Genomic DNA, 15,173 nt, shown 5'->3' on the forward strand with positions numbered 1-15,173 from the left:
TCTCCGGACGGCCGGACGTCCGCCCGGGGCCGCCGGGGCGGGGCCTTCCGGGCGGACGTCCGCCGTCAGCACTCGATGACGTTGACGGCGAGGCCGCCGCGGCTGGTCTCCTTGTACTTGTCGAGCATGTCGCGGCCGGTGTCGCGCATGGTCTTGATGGCCTTGTCGAGGGCGACGAAGTGCCGGCCGTCGCCGCGCAGCGCGATGCGGGCGGCGGTGATGGCCTTGATGGAGGCGACGGCGTTGCGCTCGATGCACGGGATCTGGACCAGGCCCCCGACGGGGTCGCAGGTCAGGCCGAGGTTGTGCTCGATGCCGATCTCGGCGGCGTTCTCCACCTGCTCGGGGGTGCCGCCGAGCACCTCGGTGAGTCCGGCGGCGGCCATCGAGCAGGCCGAGCCGACCTCGCCCTGGCAGCCGACCTCGGCGCCGGAGATGGAGGCGTTCTCCTTGAACAGCACGCCGATGGCTCCGGCGGTGAGCAGGAAGCGGACGACGCCGTCGTCGTCCGCGCCGCCGCCGGGCCGGCCGTCCGCGCCGTCGGCTCTGCGGACGAAGCGGTCGTAGTAGGTGAGGACGGCGGGGATGATGCCGGCCGCGCCGTTGGTGGGGGCGGTGACGATGCGGCCGCCGGCGGCGTTCTCCTCGTTGACGGCGAGGGCGAACAGGGAGACCCAGTCCATCGTCTGGAGGGGGTCGCTGCCGGGGTCCTCGGCCTGCAGCTGCCGGTGGAGCTGGTGGGCGCGCCTGCGGACCTTGAGGCCGCCGGGGAGCATGCCCTCCTTGGCGATGCCGCGCCGTACGCACTCGGACATGACGCGCCACAGGTCGAGCAGGCGGGCGCGGATCTCGTCCTCGGTGCGGCCGAAGGCCTTCTCGTTCTCGAGCATCAGGCCGGAGACGGACAGGCCGGTCTCGCGGCACCGGGCGAGCAGTTCGGCGGCGGTGGTGAAGGGGTGCGGCAGCTCGGTGTCGTCGGGCTTGATGCGGTCGGCGCCGGTGGCGTTCTCGTCGACGACGAAACCGCCGCCGACGGAGTAGTAGACCTTCTCGCGGAGGGTCTCGCCGTTCTCGTCGAAGGCGGTGAAGCGCATGCCGTTGGGGTGGCCGGGCAGCGAGATCTTCCGCTCGAAGACGAGGTCCTCGCCGACGACGAAGGGGATCTCGCGGGAGCGGTACAGCAGGATGGTCCCGGAGGACCTCATGGCGGCCAGCCGCTCGTCGACGGTGTCGACGTCGACGAGTTCGGGCTTCTCGCCGGACAGGCCGAGCAGGACGGCCTTGTCGCTGCCGTGGCCCTTGCCGGTCAGGCCGAGGGAGCCGTACAGCACGGCCTCGACGCGGGCGGTCTTGTCCAGCAGGCCGTCGCGGTCGAGGCCGCGGGCGAAGCGGTGGGCGGCGGCCATCGGTCCACCGGTGTGGGAGCTGGAGGGGCCGATGCCGATTTTGAAGAGGTCGAAGACGCTGATCGCCATTGATCGGTCCTTGTCCTTACGTCACCGGGACCGCGCGCGCCGGGTGGCGCGCGCGATCACGGTGCGGGAGAGAAGATTTCAGGATTCGCCGGAGGTGAGGGCGGTGTACTCCTCGGCGGAGAGCAGGTCGGCGGCCTCGCCTTCGAGGCGGACGCGGAACAGCCAGCCCTCGCCGTACGGGTCGCCGTTGACCAGGGAGGGGTCGTCGACGACGGCGGTGTTGACCTCGACGACCTCGCCGCCGACGGGGGCGTAGATGTCGCTGACCGACTTGGTCGACTCGACCTCGCCGACCGCGTCGCCGGCGGCGACGGTCGTGCCGACCTCGGGGACCTGCACGTAGACCACGTCACCGAGGGCCTCGGCGGCGTAGGCGGTGATGCCCACGGTGAGGGTCAGGCCGTCGTCGACGCCCGCGATCCACTCGTGTTCCTTGGTGTAGTGCAGTTCGTCGGGAATGCTGCTCACTTGTTCCTCCTGTAGAAAGGCAGGTCGACGACCTCGACCGGCTCGTGGCGGCCCCGGATGTCCACCGCCAGCGCTTCCCCCGTCGCGGCGGTGTCCACGTAGGCCATGGCGATGGGCCTGCCGAGCGACTGCGAGGGGGCCCCGCTGGTGACCTCGCCGACGACCGTGCTGCCGCCGGAGGCCAGCACCACCGGGTAGCCGTGGCGGGGCACGCGGCGGCCGGCCGCGACCAGGCCCGTCAGGCGGCGGGCCGGGGGGACGTCCTTGAGGGGTTCGAGGGCCGCCCGGCCGACGAAGTCGCCCGGTTTGTCAAACTTCACCACACGGCCGAGGCCGGCGTCGAACGGGGTGAGGGCGGTGGACAGCTCGTTGCCGTACAGCGGCATGCCCGCCTCCAGGCGGAGGGTGTCGCGGGCGGACAGGCCGGCGGGGAGCAGGCCGTGCGGCGCGCCCGCCTCGGTGAGCGCGGTCCACAGCGGCTCGGCGTCGTCGTTGGCGACGAACAGCTCGAAGCCGTCCTCGCCGGTGTAGCCGGTGCGGGCGATGAGCGCCTCGCGGCCGGCGACGGTGGCGGGCAGCCCGGCGTAGTACTTGAGGCCGGCGAGGTCGGCGTCGGTGAGCGCGGCGAGGATCTCCTGGGACCTGGGGCCCTGGACCGCGACGAGCGCGTACTGCTCGGAGCGGTCCTCGACGGCGGCGTCGAAGCCCTTGGCCCGTTCGGCGAGCCTGGCGGCGACCGCGGGGTAGTTGGAGGCGTTGGCGACGACCATGAACTCCTCGGGGGCGAGGCGGTAGACGATCAGGTCGTCCAGCACGCCGCCGCGGGAGTTGACGATCATGGTGTAGCGGGCGCGGCCGGGCTCCAGTACGGACAGGTGGCCGACGAGCGCGTAGTCGAGGGCCTGGCCGGCCTGCGGCCCGGTCACGAAGATCTCGCCCATGTGGGAGAGGTCGAACAGGCCCGCGGCCTGACGGACCGCGTTGTGCTCGGCGGACTCGCTGCCGTAGCGGAGCGGCATGAGCCAGCCCGCGAAGTCGGTCAGGGTCGCGCCGAGAGACGTATGGACGCCGCGCAGTGGCGTGGGTCGGGGCATGATCGCACCTCAGGCATGGGTCGGATGAGAGCATCCTCCCCCTCTGTCGTGGATGCCTGAGAGTTTCGCCCGGTTTTTACCGGACTTTCACCTTCGGCGAGACCTCGGGGGCCTGCTTTCCAGAGGGCACCTACCCGCACGGTCCTTTGCCTTGAGAGGTTCGCGGGGAGGGCTTGCTCCTTCAGGGGTCCTGGCCTGGATGTCAGGACGCTCTCCCGCACGGGGTTCACATCGGTGTCGCGGCCAGCCTAACGGCCCGGGACCGCCGAGCGAAATCCCCCGGCGGGACCGCCGCGCCGCCGGGTCCCCCTGATCCGCGGCCGTCGCCGCGCCGCCGGGTCTCCCGGTTCCGGCCGTCGCCGCGCCGCCGGGTCTCCCGGTTCCGGCCGTCGCCGCGCCGCCGGGTCTCCCGGTCCCGGTCGTCTCCGCAGCGCCGTGCCTCCCGGTTCCGGCCGTCGCCGCCGCTGTCGGGTCTCCCGGCCCTGGCCCGGCGGCGCGCTCAGCGGCGGGCGTGCCCGACGAGCGCCTCGAACAGGGCCGATTCGTCATCGGCCTCGGGGTGCCACTGGACCGCCAGGGCGAAGGGGCGGTCCGCCAGCTCCACGGCCTCGACGGTGCCGTCCTGGCTCCGGGCGGTCACGGTCAGGCCGTCGCCCAGCCGGTCGGCGGCCTGGTGGTGGTAGTGGGCCACGTCCTGGCTCTCCGCGCCGAGGATCGTCGCGATCCGGCTGCCGGGGGAGAGCCGTACCGGCATGCGGCCGAAGGTCCCCGGCGCGGGGGCGTGCCCGGTGTGGCCGACCGCGTCGGGCAGGTGCTGGCAGAGGGTTCCGCCCAGGGCCGTGTTGAGGATCTGCAGGCCGCGGCAGACGCCCAGGAACGGCAGGCCGTGCTCCAGGGCCGCCCGGACCAGTCCCAGTTCGGCGTCGTCGCGGAAGTCCCGGACGTGGCTGGTGCGCTCGTGCGGGCGCTCGCCGTACCGGGCCGGGTCGACGTCGCCGCCGCCGGCCAGGATCAGCCCGTCCAGGCGGTCGAGCAGACCGGCGGGGTCGCCCGCCGGGGGCAGGATCACCGGTCGGCCGCCCGCCCGGACCACGTGGTCGACGTAGCCGTACGGCAGGAGCGCCGCGGTCGTCTCCCAGACGGTGAAGCGGGCGGGTTCGACGTAGCAGGTGATGCCGATGACGGGGCGGGACACGGCTACAGCGGGGTGACGTAGGCGCCGGAGATGCCACCGTCGACGAGGAACTGCGAGGCGGTGACGAAGCTCGCGTCGTCGGAGGCCAGGAACGCCACCGCGGCGGCGATCTCGGCGGCCTCGGCGAACCGGCCGAGCGGGACGTGCACCAGGCGGCGCTGCGCCCGCTCCGGGTCGGCGGCGAACAGCTCCTGCAGCAGCGGGGTGTTCACCGGTCCAGGGCACAGCGCGTTGACCCGGATGCCCTCGCGGGCGAACTGCACGCCCAGCTCCCGCGACATCGCCAGCACGCCGCCCTTGGAGGCGGTGTAGGAGATCTGGCTGGTCGCCGAGCCCATCACCGCGACGAACGACGCGGTGTTGACGATGGAGCCCCCGCCGCGCCGCCGCATGTGCGGGATGACGTGCTTGCAGCACAGGTAGACGCTGGTCAGGTTGACCTCCTGGACCCGGCGCCAGGCGTCCAGGCCGGTCTCCAGGATCGAGTCGTCGTCCGGCGGGGAGATGCCGGCGTTGTTGAACGCGATGTCCACGCCGCCGTAGGCGTCGGCCGCCTCCTGGTACATCCGGATCACGTCGCCCTCGTCGGTGACGTCGGCGCGCACGAACAGGCCGCCCACCTCGGCGGCGGCCTTCGCGCCGGCGGTCTCGTCGACGTCGGCGCAGACCACCTTCGCGCCCTCCTGGGCGAACCGGCGCGCGGTGGCCAGCCCGATCCCGCTCCCCGCCCCGGTGATGACGGCCACCCGGTCCTGCAGGCGCTGCATCGGTCCTCCCTGCATCAATCCTCCGAAATGAAGACGTTCTTGGTCTCGGTGAACGCGGCCAGGGCGTCCGCCCCCAGTTCGCGGCCGAGCCCGGACTGCTTGAACCCGCCGAACGGCGTCCAGTAGCGCACCGACGAGTGGGAGTTGACGGAGAGGTTGCCCGCCTCGACGGCGCGGGCCGTGCGCAGCGCCCGTCCCACGTCGCGGGTCCAGATCGAGCCGCTGAGGCCGTACCGGGTGTCGTTGGCGATCCGTACGGCGTCGGCCTCGTCGTCGAACGGGACGACCGACACCACCGGGCCGAAGATCTCCTCGGTGAACGCCGGGTCGGTGACCTCGGGCGTCAGGACGGTGGGCGGGAACCAGAAGCCGGGCCCGGAGGGGCAGGAGCCCTGCAGGTAGGGGGTGCCGGTGACGAAGGAGGCGACCCTCTCCCGGTGGGCGGCGCTGATCAGCGGCCCCATCTCGGTGTCCTCGGCGCGCGGGTCGCCGACCTTCACCGCGAGCACCGCCTCCGACAGCAGGCCGAGGAACTCGTCGTAGACCGGCCGTTCCACCAGGACGCGGGAGCGGGCGCAGCAGTCCTGGCCGGCGTTGTCGAAGACCGCGTACGGCGCGGTGGCGGCGGCCCTGGCCAGGTCGGCGTCGGCGAAGACGATGTTGGCGCTCTTGCCGCCCAGCTCCAGGGTGAGCCGCTTGACCCGCCGGGCGCACACGGCGCCGATCTCCTTGCCGACCTCGGTCGAGCCGGTGAACACGATCTTCGCGACGTCCGGGTGCTCGACGAGGCGGGCGCCGGCGGTCTCGCCCTCGCCGGGCACGACCTGGAGCACGCCCTCGGGCAGGCCGGCGTCCAGAGCCAGCTCGGCCAGGCGCAGCGCGGTCAGCGGGGTCTGCTCGGCGGGTTTGACGATCACCGTGTTGCCCGCCGCCAGCGCCGGGGCGGCCCCCCAGGTCATGACGACCATGGGGAAGTTCCACGGCACGATCACCCCGACGACGCCCAGCGGCTCGGCGAAGGTGACGTCCCAGCCGCCGGGCACCGGGATCTGCCTGCCGTGGTCGCGCTCGGGCGCGCCGGCGTAGAAGTCCAGCACGTCGCGTACGTTGCCCGCCTCCCAGCGGGCGTTGCCGGCGGTGTGCCCGGCGTTGGCGGTCTCCAGGGCGGCCAGTTCGGCGGCGTGGGAGTCGACCAGCGCGGCGAACCGGCGCAGCAGCCGGGCGCGGTCGCCGGGGGCGACCCGCCGCCAGGCGGGGAAGGCGGCCCTGGCGCGCTCGACCGCCCGGTCCACCTCGGCGGCACCGGCGAGCTCGACTTCGGCGACGACCTCCTCGGTCGCCGGATTGACGATCTTCATGTTCACATCCGTTCGAATCCGCGCACCAGCTCCCAGTCGGTGACGGCCGCGTCGAAGGCGGCCAGCTCGACCCGGGCGGCGTTGGCGTAGTGCGCCGCGACCTCCTCGCCGAAGGCGTCGCGGGCGAGCGCGGAGCCCTCCCACAGGGCCAGGGCGTCGCGCAGCGTGCCGGGGACCGTCTCGGAGCCGGAGGCGTAGGCGTTGCCGGCGAACGGCTCCTCGAGCTCCAGTTCGTTCTCGACGCCGTGCAGCCCGGCCGCGATCATCGCGGCGACCGCCAGGTAGGGGTTGACGTCGCCGCCGGGCACCCGGTTCTCGATCCGCAGCGCCGCCCCGTGGCCGCCGACCAGGCGCAGCGCGCAGGTCCGGTTGTCCACGCCCCACCGGACGGCGGTGGGGGCGAAGCTGCCCGGCGCGTACCGCTTGTAGGAGTTGACGTTCGGCGCGTAGAGCAGGGTGAACTCCCGCAGGCAGGCGAGCTGCCCGGCGATGAAGCGCCGCCCGGTCTCCGACAGCCCGTGCGGCCCCGGCCCGGCCATGACCGGGTCGCCGTCCGGCGAGCGCAGCGACAGGTGGATGTGGCAGGAGTTGCCCTCGCGGGCGTTCGGCTTGGCCATGAAGGTCAGCGACACGCCCTCCTGGGCGGCGATCTCCTTGGCGCCGTTCTTGTAGACCGCGTGGTTGTCGCAGGTGGTCAGGGCGTCGGTGTAGCGGAAGGCGATCTCGTGCTGGCCGAGGTTGCACTCGCCCTTGGCCGACTCGACGTACATCCCGGCGCCCTCCATGCCGAGCCGGATCCGGCGCAGCAGCGGCTCGATCCGGGCGGTGCCGAGCAGGGAGTAGTCGACGTTGTAGAGGTTGGCCGGGGTCAGGTCGCGGTAGCCGCGGCGCCAGGCCTCCTCGTAGGTGTCGCCGTAGACGACGAACTCCAGCTCGGTGCCGGCGAACGCGTGCCAGCCGTGCTCCGCCAGCCGGGCGAGCTGGCGGCGCAGGATCTGCCGGGGCGAGGCCGCGACGTCCGAGCCGTCCTCCCAGACCAGGTCGGCCAGGAGCATGGCCGTGCCCTCCTGCCAGGGCACGCGGCGCAGGGTGGACAGGTCGGGCCGCATCACGAAGTCCCCGTACCCGCTGTCCCACGACGACATGGCGTAGCCGTCCACGGTGTTCATGTCGACGTCCACCGCGAGCAGGTAGCTGCAGCCCTCGGCGGCGTGCTCGGCGACCTCCTCCAGGAAGTAGCGCGCGGACAGCCGTTTGCCCTGCAGGCGGCCCTGCATGTCGGCGACCGCCAGCAGCACCGTGTCGATCCGCCTGGCCGCCACCTCGCCGCGCAGCTCGCTGAGGTCCACGCGCCCTCCTCGCCGGAGTCTCATTGGGCTAGTGTCAGACCATTGATGTGCACCGAGGATGGGGTTGTCAAGAGCCGGAGGTGATGTTTGGACGAGTCGCCGCTGACGGCGGTGCTGCGGCCGGTCCGGTCGGGCAACGCCTTCGAGGAGACGGTGGAGCGGCTGCTCCAGGCGGTCAAGCTCGGGCTCGTCGTGGAGAAGCTGCCGCCCGAGCGGGAGCTCGCCGCACGGCTGGGGATCAGCCGGGTCACGCTGCGCGAGGCCATCCGCGCGCTCGCCGAGGCGGGCTACCTGGAGGTGCGCCGGGGCCGGTACGGCGGCGCGTTCGTCACCTACGCCCCGCCCCCGCCCCGGCAGGGGGACCTGCGCCGCGCCGTGGCCGACATGGGCACCGGCCACCTGGCCGACGCGCTCACCTTCCGCACGGCCGTCGAGTGCGGCGCGGCCCAGGTGCTGGCCACCGCCGAGCCGGCCGGGGAGTGGCGCGAGACGCTCCGCCGCCGCCTGGCGGAGGTCAACTCCGCCGGTCCCGACGACTACCGCCGCCTGGACACCGCCTTCCACCTGTCCATCGCCGAGCTGACCGGCTCCCCGCTGCTCGCCGCCGCCTGCGCCGACGCGCGCCTGCGGGTCACCGACCTGCTGAACGCGATCCCGGTGCTCCAGCGCAACATCGAGCACGCCGCGGCCCAGCACGAGGCGATCGTCGCCGCGATCCTGGCCGGCGACCCGGACGCCGCCCGCCGCGCCGTGGCCGAGCACCTGGAGGGCACCGCGGCACTCCTGCGGGGGTTCCTCGCATAACCTGGACGGACTGTGGGGGAGTGGTTCCATCAACGGATCATCGAGACAGGACGGCTGCCGCTGTTCTGCTTCTTCGTCGCGCTGATCGTCGCCTTCGTGTTCACCCGCGTCAACGTCCGGCTCATCCGGGCGCGGGTCGGCTGGTTCCGCAACGTCAGCGTCGGTGAGATGCACATCCACCACGTGGTGTTCGGCGTGGTGCTCACCCTGCTGAGCGGGGTCGCCGGGCTGCTCGTCTCGGGCGTCTCCGACACCTGGTACGCCGTGACGGCCGCCCTCTTCGGCGTCGGCGCGGCCCTGATCCTGGACGAGTTCGCGCTGATCCTGCACCTGCACGACGTCTACTGGGAGGAGGAGGGCCGCACCTCCGTCGACGCGGTGTTCGTCGCGGTCGCGGTCACCGGCCTGCTCCTGCTCGGCCTGCGCCCGCTGGGCTGGGAGGACTCCGGCGAGACCCCGCAGGGCCCCTGGACGGCGGTCGGCCTCATCGTCGCCAACCTCCTGCTCGCGGTCGTCACCCTGCTCAAGGGCAAGATCTGGACCGGCCTGGTCGGCCTGTTCGTCCCGGTCCTGCTGATCTTCGGCGCGTTGCGGCTGGCCCGCCCCGGCTCGCCCTGGGCCCACTGGTTCTACGCGCCCGCCGCGCGCCGTCCCCGGCCCGGCCTGATGGCCCGTGCGGTGCGGCGGGAGAAGCGCTGGCGCCGCCCGGTCATCCAGGCCAAGATCGCCTTCCAGGAGTTCGTCTCCGGCCGCCACGACCTGCCCTCCACCCGGCTGCGCCCCCGCCGGTAGACGGGCTCGAACGCGCTGACGAATCCCCCGTCCCAGCGGCATACTGGGACGCGTGAGCACACTCCCGTCCCGCTGGGACGACGTGGACCGGCGGGTCCCCGACTCCCTGGCCGACCTGCACGGTCCCGCCACCGGTGTGGTCGCGCTCCCGCTCCACCTCGCCTGGTCGGGGCTGACCGAGTTCGACCTGGCCGACCCGCGCCTGCGGATGAGCCTGTACCGCACGGTCATCACCGGCGGCGGCCGCGCCGACGCCGAGACCTATCTGAACGGCGAGCTCCTGCGCGCCGACTGGCCGGTGCTGCGCCGGGGGATCGGGCCGTCCTACCGGCGGGCCTGGGAGGGCAAGCTCTCCGCCCTGGAGGCATGAGGTCCTGGAGGCATGAGCGGGCGCGCCGCGGGCAGGGCGGCGTCGCGGGCGCGACCGGTGGAGGAGGTGGGGCGGACGATGGGTTTCCCGCCGTTCCAGGAGAGGATCCTGCGGATCGTGCTCCCGGCCTGCGACCGGTTCGGGCTGGTGCTGGCGGGCGGCCACGCGATGCGGATGCACGGCCTCACCGACCGGCCGAGCCGGGACCTGGACTTCGCGACGGCGGCCGAGACGCCGCTGCCGGAGGTCGCCGACGGGGTGGCGGAGACGCTGCGGGCGGCGGGGATGGAGGTCACCGCGCACGAGGTCACGGCACGCATGGGCCGGCTGGTCGTCACCGATCCGGTGACCGGGCAGGCGTGCGAGCTCGACCTGCTGCGGGAGGCGCTGCAGCGGGGGTCCGTGACGGTGGCGGACCTGCCCGTCGTCGGGCTGGAGGACGCCGTCGGGCTCAAGATGCGCGCCCTGCACGAACGGGGCCTGGCCCGTGACGTCATCGACGTCGCCGCGGTCGCGGAGCTGTACGGCTTCCGCGAGCTGGAGCAGCTCGGCCGCCTGCACAACGAGGAGTTCTCCCTCGCCGAGCTGGTGATGCGGCTGGAGTTCGTCGACCTGATCGCCGACGAGGACTTCGAGGCCCACGGGCTGGACGAGGAGCGGATCCGGCGGGTCCGGCTGTTCGCCACGGCCTGGGTGGAGGACATCCGGCTCCGCCGCGCCGACGAGGGCGACGCCGACTACGACGACCTTCCCGCCCTCGACTGAGGCCGGCCGGGCGCATGGCCCGGCGGTCGCCGGGTAGGTGGTCGGCCAGCCTGACGAAGGAGTGAGCCTCGTGGAGAAGTTCGGTCTGCGTGAACTGAAGGCCCGGGCCAAGCGCGCGCTGGGCAGGAGCACCGGGAACCGCCGGCTGGCCGCCGAGGGGCGGACCGAGGAGGCCGAGGCGAAGCTGCTGCGGACCCAGGAGGAGATCCTGGAGACCGTGGCCGAGGCGCGCCGCGAGCACGCCGCCCGCCGCGCTCACTGATCCGCTTCAGACCTGCCCGGCGAGCTCCAGGAGGAGCGCGGTCTCGGCGTCGTGACGGCCGCGGGCGAGGGCCTCGGCGGCGCAGATCCCCGGTCCCGGGGTCGGCTTGAGGAAGGCGGCGGAGCCGTCAGCCCGCCCTACCCGGAAGGCGCGCGAGGTGCTCCCCTGCGGGACGGCCCCGGTGACCTCCGGGTCCCGCCGTACGGCGAGCCGCTCGACGAGCGCGGGCAGGCCGGCCGGTGGCGCGCCTCGGGGCCGAACCGGGTCACGAGACGGACCTCGGCATCGGGCCCGGTGTCCGGTACGGCATCCGGTGGTCTGTTCGGCGCGGTGTCCGGTACGGCGTTCGACCTGGCGCGAGTCTGCCGCCCCCGTCAATTTCCGTTGACGCCGCCCATCTCGTCAACCTATGTTGACTGCGTCGTCTTTGGTTGATGAAAGACGACTTTGGTCTATGGAAACGGGCGAAACGCTCGGGGAGACGGCATGGGCGGTAGACAGGAAGGGCGGCGGCCGGGGGACGGCCACGCCGGTGCGGAAGGGACGAGGGTGGCCGGGACCGAAGCGACCAAGGGGATCGGGGAAGCCGGATCGGGAGAGGGTCCCGGACCGCTCGGCGGGGCCGGGCGGGTCGGGTCCTGGAGGCTGCTGCTGGGCTATGTCCGGCCGTACCGGGGGGTGCTCGCGTTCGGCGGGGTGCTCAGCCTGGTCAGCTCGCTGGCCGGGCTGGCGATGCCGCTGCTCGCCAAGACGGTGATCGACGCGTTCGGCGAGCAGAGGTCCCTGGCCGGACCGGTGCTCGGGCTGACCGCCGCGGTGATCCTGGGCGCGGCCGTCGGCGCGTTCGGCAGGTACGTGCTGGAGCGCATGGGCGAGGGCATCGTCTTCTCCGCCCGGCGGTCCCTGGTGGACCGGATGCTCCGCCTGCGGGTCTCCGAGGTGGACCGGCTCAAGCCGGGCGACCTGCTCTCCCGGGTCACCTCCGACACCACCCTGCTGCGCGCGGTGTTCACCGACGGGATCGTCGAGTCGGTCGGCGCGGTGTTCATGCTGGTGGGCGCGATCGTGATGATGGCGCTGATGGACGGGTTCCTGCTGCTGGTCACGCTGGTGATCCTGGTCCTGGTCGGCGGGCTGGTGGGGCTGGTCATGCCGCGCATCCAGCGGGCCTCGGTCGAGGCGCAGGCCTCGGTGGGGGAGATGGGCGCGGTGCTGGACCGCGTGCTGCAGGCCTTCCGCACGGTCAAGGCCAGCGGCGCCGAGGACCGGGAGATCGCGGCGGTGGGGGAGGCGGCCCGCCGGGCCCGGGACCGGGGCGTCGCGGTCGCCTGGTGGACCTCGATCGCGGGCATCTCCGCGTGGGTCGCCGCCCAGCTGGCCTTCGTGGCGGTGCTCGGCATCGGCGGGGCGCGGGTGGCCTCCGGCGCGCTGGAGGTGTCGTCGCTGATCGCCTTCCTGCTCTACCTGTTCTACCTGGTCGCGCCGGTCGGCCAGCTGGTCCAGGGAGCCACCCAGGTGCAGGGCGGTCTGGCGGCGGTGCGCCGGATCCGGGAGGTCGAGGAGCTCCCCGTCGAGGAGGCGGCCGCGCAGCGGGGGCCCGGAGACGCGGCGCCGGGCACGGGAGCGGCTCCGGCCGGGGTGGTGTTCGAGAACGTGGCCTTCCGCTACGGTGACGACCGCCCGGTGGTCCACCGCGACGTGTCCTTCACCGTCCCGGCGGGCGGGATGACCGCGCTGGTCGGCCCGTCGGGGGCGGGCAAGTCCACGGTGTTCGCCCTGCTGGAGCGGTTCTACGACCACCAGGCCGGGACGATCGCGGTCGACGGCCGGGACGTCCGGGAGTGGCCGCTGGCCGAGCTGCGGGCCGCCCTCGGCTACGTGGAGCAGGACGCGCCGGTGCTGGACGGCACGCTCCGGGAGAACCTCGTCTTCGCCGCGCCGGACGTGACGGAGGCGGATCTGCGCCGGGTGCTCGGGCTGACCCGCCTGGAGGGCCTCGTCGCCCGGTTCCCCGAGGGGCTGGAGACCAAGGTGGGTCACCGCGGCGTCATGCTCTCCGGGGGAGAGCGCCAGCGGGTGGCCATCGCGCGGGCGCTGCTGCGCCGCCCCCGGCTGCTCCTGCTGGACGAGGCGACCTCCCAGCTCGACGCGGTCAACGAGCTGCGCCTGCGCGAGGTGATCGCCGAGGTGGCGCGGGAGACGACCGTACTGGTGATCGCGCACCGGCTGTCCACGGTGACCCGCGCCGAACGGATCGTGGTGATGGAGGCGGGCCGGGTCAGGGCCGCCGGCACCCACGAGGAGCTGCTCGCCGGTGACGAGCTCTACCGGGAGCTCGCCGCCACCCAGTTCCTGGTCGCCGCCGAGGACGCGACCGTGCCGACCGGAGAGCACTCTGCCGGAGAGGGCGCCGCCGGGGAGGTCGTCCCGGCGGCGGAGGGCGCCGCGGTGCCCTCCGCCGCCGGCGGGACAGGCCGGGAGTCCGTCTCCGTAGACTCCTGACAAAATCTCGGCCTCGCTGGAGTCCTGAACTGGGAAAATAGTGTTAAAAGTCGGTTTTTTCGGGTGGGCCCGGGAACCCCGCCTCCTACGGAGTCTCTCCTCCGTTCAGGGCGCCTGCGGGCGCCCGTCGCGCCGATCCCCCGGTCCCGTCCGTGCGGGGCGGGTCCGGGACGGTGGCCGGCAGTGAGAAGGCACCCCGGGGAGTCCCTCTCCGGGGTGCTTCCCTTCCCGGGTTGACCCGTGGCCTGCGAGTGACAAATATGAATGCGTTCATTCATGTCATCAGGGAGGCTCGGCCATGACCGGCAGCCGGACCGTCCGCGCGCCGCGCGGCACCACGCTCACCGCCAGGGGGTGGCCGCAGGAGGCGGCGCTCCGCATGCTCCAGAACAACCTGGACCCCGAGGTGGCCGAGCATCCGGAGCAGCTCGTCGTCTACGGGGGTTCGGGCAGGGCGGCCCGCGACTGGCGCTCCTTCGACGCGATCACCCGCACGCTCACCACCCTGGAGGGCGACGAGACGCTGCTGGTGCAGTCCGGCCGCCCGGTCGGCGTCTTCCGCACCCACGAGTGGGCGCCCCGCGTGCTCATCGCCAACTCCAACCTGGTGCCCGACTGGGCCGACTGGGAGGAGTTCCGCCGCCTGGAGGCCGCGGGCCTGACCATGTACGGGCAGATGACCGCCGGGTCGTGGATCTACATCGGCACGCAGGGCATCCTGCAGGGCACCTACGAGACCTTCGCGGCCGTGGCGGCCAAGCGCTTCGGCGGCTCCCTGAGCGGGACGATCACGCTGACCGCCGGGCTCGGCGGCATGGGCGGCGCCCAGCCGCTGGCCGTCACCATGAACGGCGGCGTGGCGATCTGCGTCGACTGCGACCCCCGCAGCATCGAGCGGCGCATCGAGCACCGCTACCTCGACGTCCGCGCCGCCGACCTCGACGAGGCGCTCCGCCTCGCCTACGAGGCGCGCGACGCGCGCCGCCCGCTCAGCATCGGCGTCGAGGCCAACGCCGCCGAGGCCGTCCCCGAGCTGCTCCGCCGGGGCGCGGAGATCGACATCGTCACCGACCAGACCTCGGCCCACGACCCGCTGATGTACCTCCCGCTCGGCGTGGCCTTCGCCGACATGGCCGCCGAGCGGGACAAGGACCCGGCCGCCTTCACCGCGCGGGCGCGCGAGTCCATGGCGCGGCACGTGGAGGCCATGGTCGGTTTCGCCGACGCGGGCGCCGAGGTCTTCGACTACGGCAACTCGATCCGCGGCGAGGCCAAGCTGGCCGGCTACGGGCGCGCCTTCGACTTCCCCGGCTTCGTGCCCGCCTACATCCGGCCGCTGTTCTGCGAGGGCAAGGGCCCGTTCCGCTGGGCCGCGCTGTCGGGGAACCCGGCCGACATCGCCAGGACCGACCGGGCGATCCTGGAGCTGTTCCCCGACAACGAGCCGCTGGCCCGGTGGATCCGGATGGCCGGGGAGCGGGTGCACTTCCAGGGGCTGCCCGCCCGCATCTGCTGGCTCGGGTACGGCGAGCGCCACCTGGCCGGGGAGCGGTTCAACGACATGGTGGCCTCCGGCGAGATCGAGGCCCCGCTGGTGATCGGCCGCGACCACCTGGACTGCGGTTCCGTGGCGAGCCCGTACCGCGAGACCGAGGCGATGCTCGACGGGTCCGACGCGATCGCCGACTGGCCGCTGCTGAACGCCATGCTCAACGTGGCCTCCGGCGCCGCCTGGGTCTCCATCCACCACGGCGGCGGCGTCGGGATCGGCCGGTCGATCCACGCCGGACAGGTCACGGTCGCCGACGGCACGGCGCTGGGCGCGGAGAAGCTCCGCCGGGTCCTCGTCAACGACCCGGGCACGGGCGTGATCCGCCACGTCGACGCCGGTTACGAGGAGGCCGCCGCGGTCGCGGACGAGCGCGGCGTCCGGGTGCCGATGCGGGAGTCGCCGGAGACCCGGGGCTGAGGC

The 15,173-nt window shown here is 73.3% G+C and carries 15 protein-coding genes and 2 riboswitches; of the genes, 7 read left to right on the forward strand and 8 right to left on the reverse strand.

All coding sequences use genetic code 11. The features are described from left to right. Positions 1-65: 65 nt before the first annotated feature. The 7 genes from HS048_RS11140 to HS048_RS11170 all read right to left on the reverse strand — a co-directional run bounded on the left by HS048_RS11140 (position 66) and on the right by HS048_RS11170 (position 7,730). Positions 66-1,475, reverse strand: a complete 1,410-nt coding sequence (locus tag HS048_RS11140) for an L-serine ammonia-lyase (RefSeq protein ID WP_196466911.1) — start codon at positions 1,473-1,475, stop codon at positions 66-68. Positions 1,476-1,553: 78 nt separating this feature from the next. Beyond that, positions 1,554-1,943, reverse strand: a complete 390-nt coding sequence (gene gcvH, locus HS048_RS11145; RefSeq protein ID WP_068894964.1) for a glycine cleavage system protein GcvH — start codon at positions 1,941-1,943, stop codon at positions 1,554-1,556. Continuing rightward, positions 1,940-3,037 carry a glycine cleavage system aminomethyltransferase GcvT gene (gene gcvT / locus HS048_RS11150; protein ID WP_068894966.1) on the reverse strand — a complete coding sequence of 366 codons (1,098 nt, stop codon included), beginning with the start codon at positions 3,035-3,037 and terminating at the stop codon, positions 1,940-1,942. Before gcvT ends, gcvH begins: the two co-directional genes overlap by 4 nt. A gap of 33 nt (positions 3,038-3,070) precedes the next feature. Next, a riboswitch (glycine riboswitch) is annotated at positions 3,071-3,166 on the reverse strand. Then, a riboswitch (glycine riboswitch) is annotated at positions 3,167-3,265 on the reverse strand. Positions 3,266-3,536: 271 nt separating this feature from the next. Further along, a complete protein-coding gene (locus HS048_RS11155) occupies positions 3,537-4,232 on the reverse strand; it encodes a gamma-glutamyl-gamma-aminobutyrate hydrolase family protein (RefSeq protein ID WP_068894968.1) in 696 nt (231 codons plus the stop codon). A gap of 2 nt (positions 4,233-4,234) precedes the next feature. Then, positions 4,235-4,999: a 3-oxoacyl-ACP reductase gene (locus HS048_RS11160; protein WP_196466912.1), complete on the reverse strand. Its 765-nt coding sequence runs from the start codon at positions 4,997-4,999 to the stop codon at positions 4,235-4,237. 14 nt (positions 5,000-5,013) lie between these two features. Continuing rightward, complete coding sequence (locus HS048_RS11165; protein ID WP_196466913.1) at positions 5,014-6,357, reverse strand: aldehyde dehydrogenase; 1,344 nt, start codon at positions 6,355-6,357, stop codon at positions 5,014-5,016. 2 nt (positions 6,358-6,359) lie between these two features. After that, a complete protein-coding gene (locus HS048_RS11170; RefSeq protein WP_068894973.1) occupies positions 6,360-7,730 on the reverse strand; it encodes a glutamine synthetase family protein in 1,371 nt (456 codons plus the stop codon). Positions 7,731-7,793: 63 nt separating this feature from the next. Here HS048_RS11170 and HS048_RS11175 point away from each other — a divergent pair, with 63 nt between their 5' ends. The 5 genes from HS048_RS11175 (at position 7,794) to HS048_RS11195 (ending at position 10,699) form a co-directional block, all read left to right on the forward strand. Beyond that, a complete protein-coding gene (locus HS048_RS11175) occupies positions 7,794-8,510 on the forward strand; it encodes a FadR/GntR family transcriptional regulator (protein ID WP_068894975.1) in 717 nt (238 codons plus the stop codon). A 12-nt stretch (positions 8,511-8,522) separates the two neighbouring features. Continuing rightward, positions 8,523-9,302, forward strand: coding sequence for a hypothetical protein (locus tag HS048_RS11180; RefSeq protein ID WP_068894977.1), 780 nt, complete (start codon positions 8,523-8,525; stop codon positions 9,300-9,302). Positions 9,303-9,354: 52 nt separating this feature from the next. Then, positions 9,355-9,672 carry a hypothetical protein gene (locus HS048_RS11185; RefSeq protein WP_068894978.1) on the forward strand — a complete coding sequence of 106 codons (318 nt, stop codon included), beginning with the start codon at positions 9,355-9,357 and terminating at the stop codon, positions 9,670-9,672. A gap of 12 nt (positions 9,673-9,684) precedes the next feature. Continuing rightward, on the forward strand, positions 9,685-10,437 hold the full coding sequence (locus HS048_RS11190) for a nucleotidyl transferase AbiEii/AbiGii toxin family protein (RefSeq protein ID WP_230880805.1): 753 nt from the start codon (positions 9,685-9,687) through the stop codon (positions 10,435-10,437). Positions 10,438-10,507: 70 nt separating this feature from the next. Continuing rightward, positions 10,508-10,699 (forward strand): CsbD family protein, encoded by a 192-nt coding sequence (locus HS048_RS11195; protein ID WP_068894980.1) that lies wholly within the window; start codon positions 10,508-10,510, stop codon positions 10,697-10,699. 6 nt (positions 10,700-10,705) lie between these two features. Here HS048_RS11195 and HS048_RS11200 read toward each other — a convergent pair whose 3' ends face one another. Further along, the gene (locus tag HS048_RS11200) at positions 10,706-11,077 is read right to left on the reverse strand and encodes a hypothetical protein (RefSeq protein WP_196466914.1); all 372 of its coding nucleotides are present in this window, start codon (positions 11,075-11,077) and stop codon (positions 10,706-10,708) included. 108 nt (positions 11,078-11,185) lie between these two features. Here HS048_RS11200 and HS048_RS11205 point away from each other — a divergent pair, with 108 nt between their 5' ends. Both HS048_RS11205 and hutU read left to right on the forward strand, forming a co-directional pair. Further along, complete coding sequence (locus tag HS048_RS11205; RefSeq protein ID WP_230880806.1) at positions 11,186-13,201, forward strand: ABC transporter ATP-binding protein; 2,016 nt, start codon at positions 11,186-11,188, stop codon at positions 13,199-13,201. Between the two features lie 298 nt (positions 13,202-13,499). Then, positions 13,500-15,170 (forward strand): urocanate hydratase, encoded by a 1,671-nt coding sequence (hutU, locus tag HS048_RS11210; RefSeq protein ID WP_068894982.1) that lies wholly within the window; start codon positions 13,500-13,502, stop codon positions 15,168-15,170. The last annotated feature ends 3 nt before the right edge of the window (positions 15,171-15,173 follow it).

The sequence above is a fragment of the Planomonospora sp. ID91781 genome (assembly GCF_015711595.1).
Taxonomy (GTDB): Bacteria; Actinomycetota; Actinomycetes; order Streptosporangiales; family Streptosporangiaceae; genus Planomonospora; species Planomonospora parontospora.

Excerpts from the sequence above, each read along its gene's own strand:
- HS048_RS11140 (WP_196466911.1), bottom strand. The coding sequence starts at position 1,475 with ATGGCGATCAGCGTCTTCGACCTCTTCAAAATCGGCATCGGCCCCTCC.
- gcvT (WP_068894966.1), bottom strand. The coding sequence starts at position 3,037 with ATGCCCCGACCCACGCCACTGCGCGGCGTCCATACGTCTCTCGGCGCG.
- HS048_RS11160 (WP_196466912.1), bottom strand. The coding sequence starts at position 4,999 with ATGCAGCGCCTGCAGGACCGGGTGGCCGTCATCACCGGGGCGGGGAGC.
- HS048_RS11165 (WP_196466913.1), bottom strand. The coding sequence starts at position 6,357 with ATGAAGATCGTCAATCCGGCGACCGAGGAGGTCGTCGCCGAAGTCGAG.
- HS048_RS11170 (WP_068894973.1), bottom strand. The coding sequence starts at position 7,730 with ATGAGACTCCGGCGAGGAGGGCGCGTGGACCTCAGCGAGCTGCGCGGC.
- HS048_RS11190 (WP_230880805.1), top strand. The coding sequence starts at position 9,685 with ATGAGCGGGCGCGCCGCGGGCAGGGCGGCGTCGCGGGCGCGACCGGTG.
- HS048_RS11205 (WP_230880806.1), top strand. The coding sequence starts at position 11,186 with ATGGGCGGTAGACAGGAAGGGCGGCGGCCGGGGGACGGCCACGCCGGT.
- hutU (WP_068894982.1), top strand. The coding sequence starts at position 13,500 with ATGACCGGCAGCCGGACCGTCCGCGCGCCGCGCGGCACCACGCTCACC.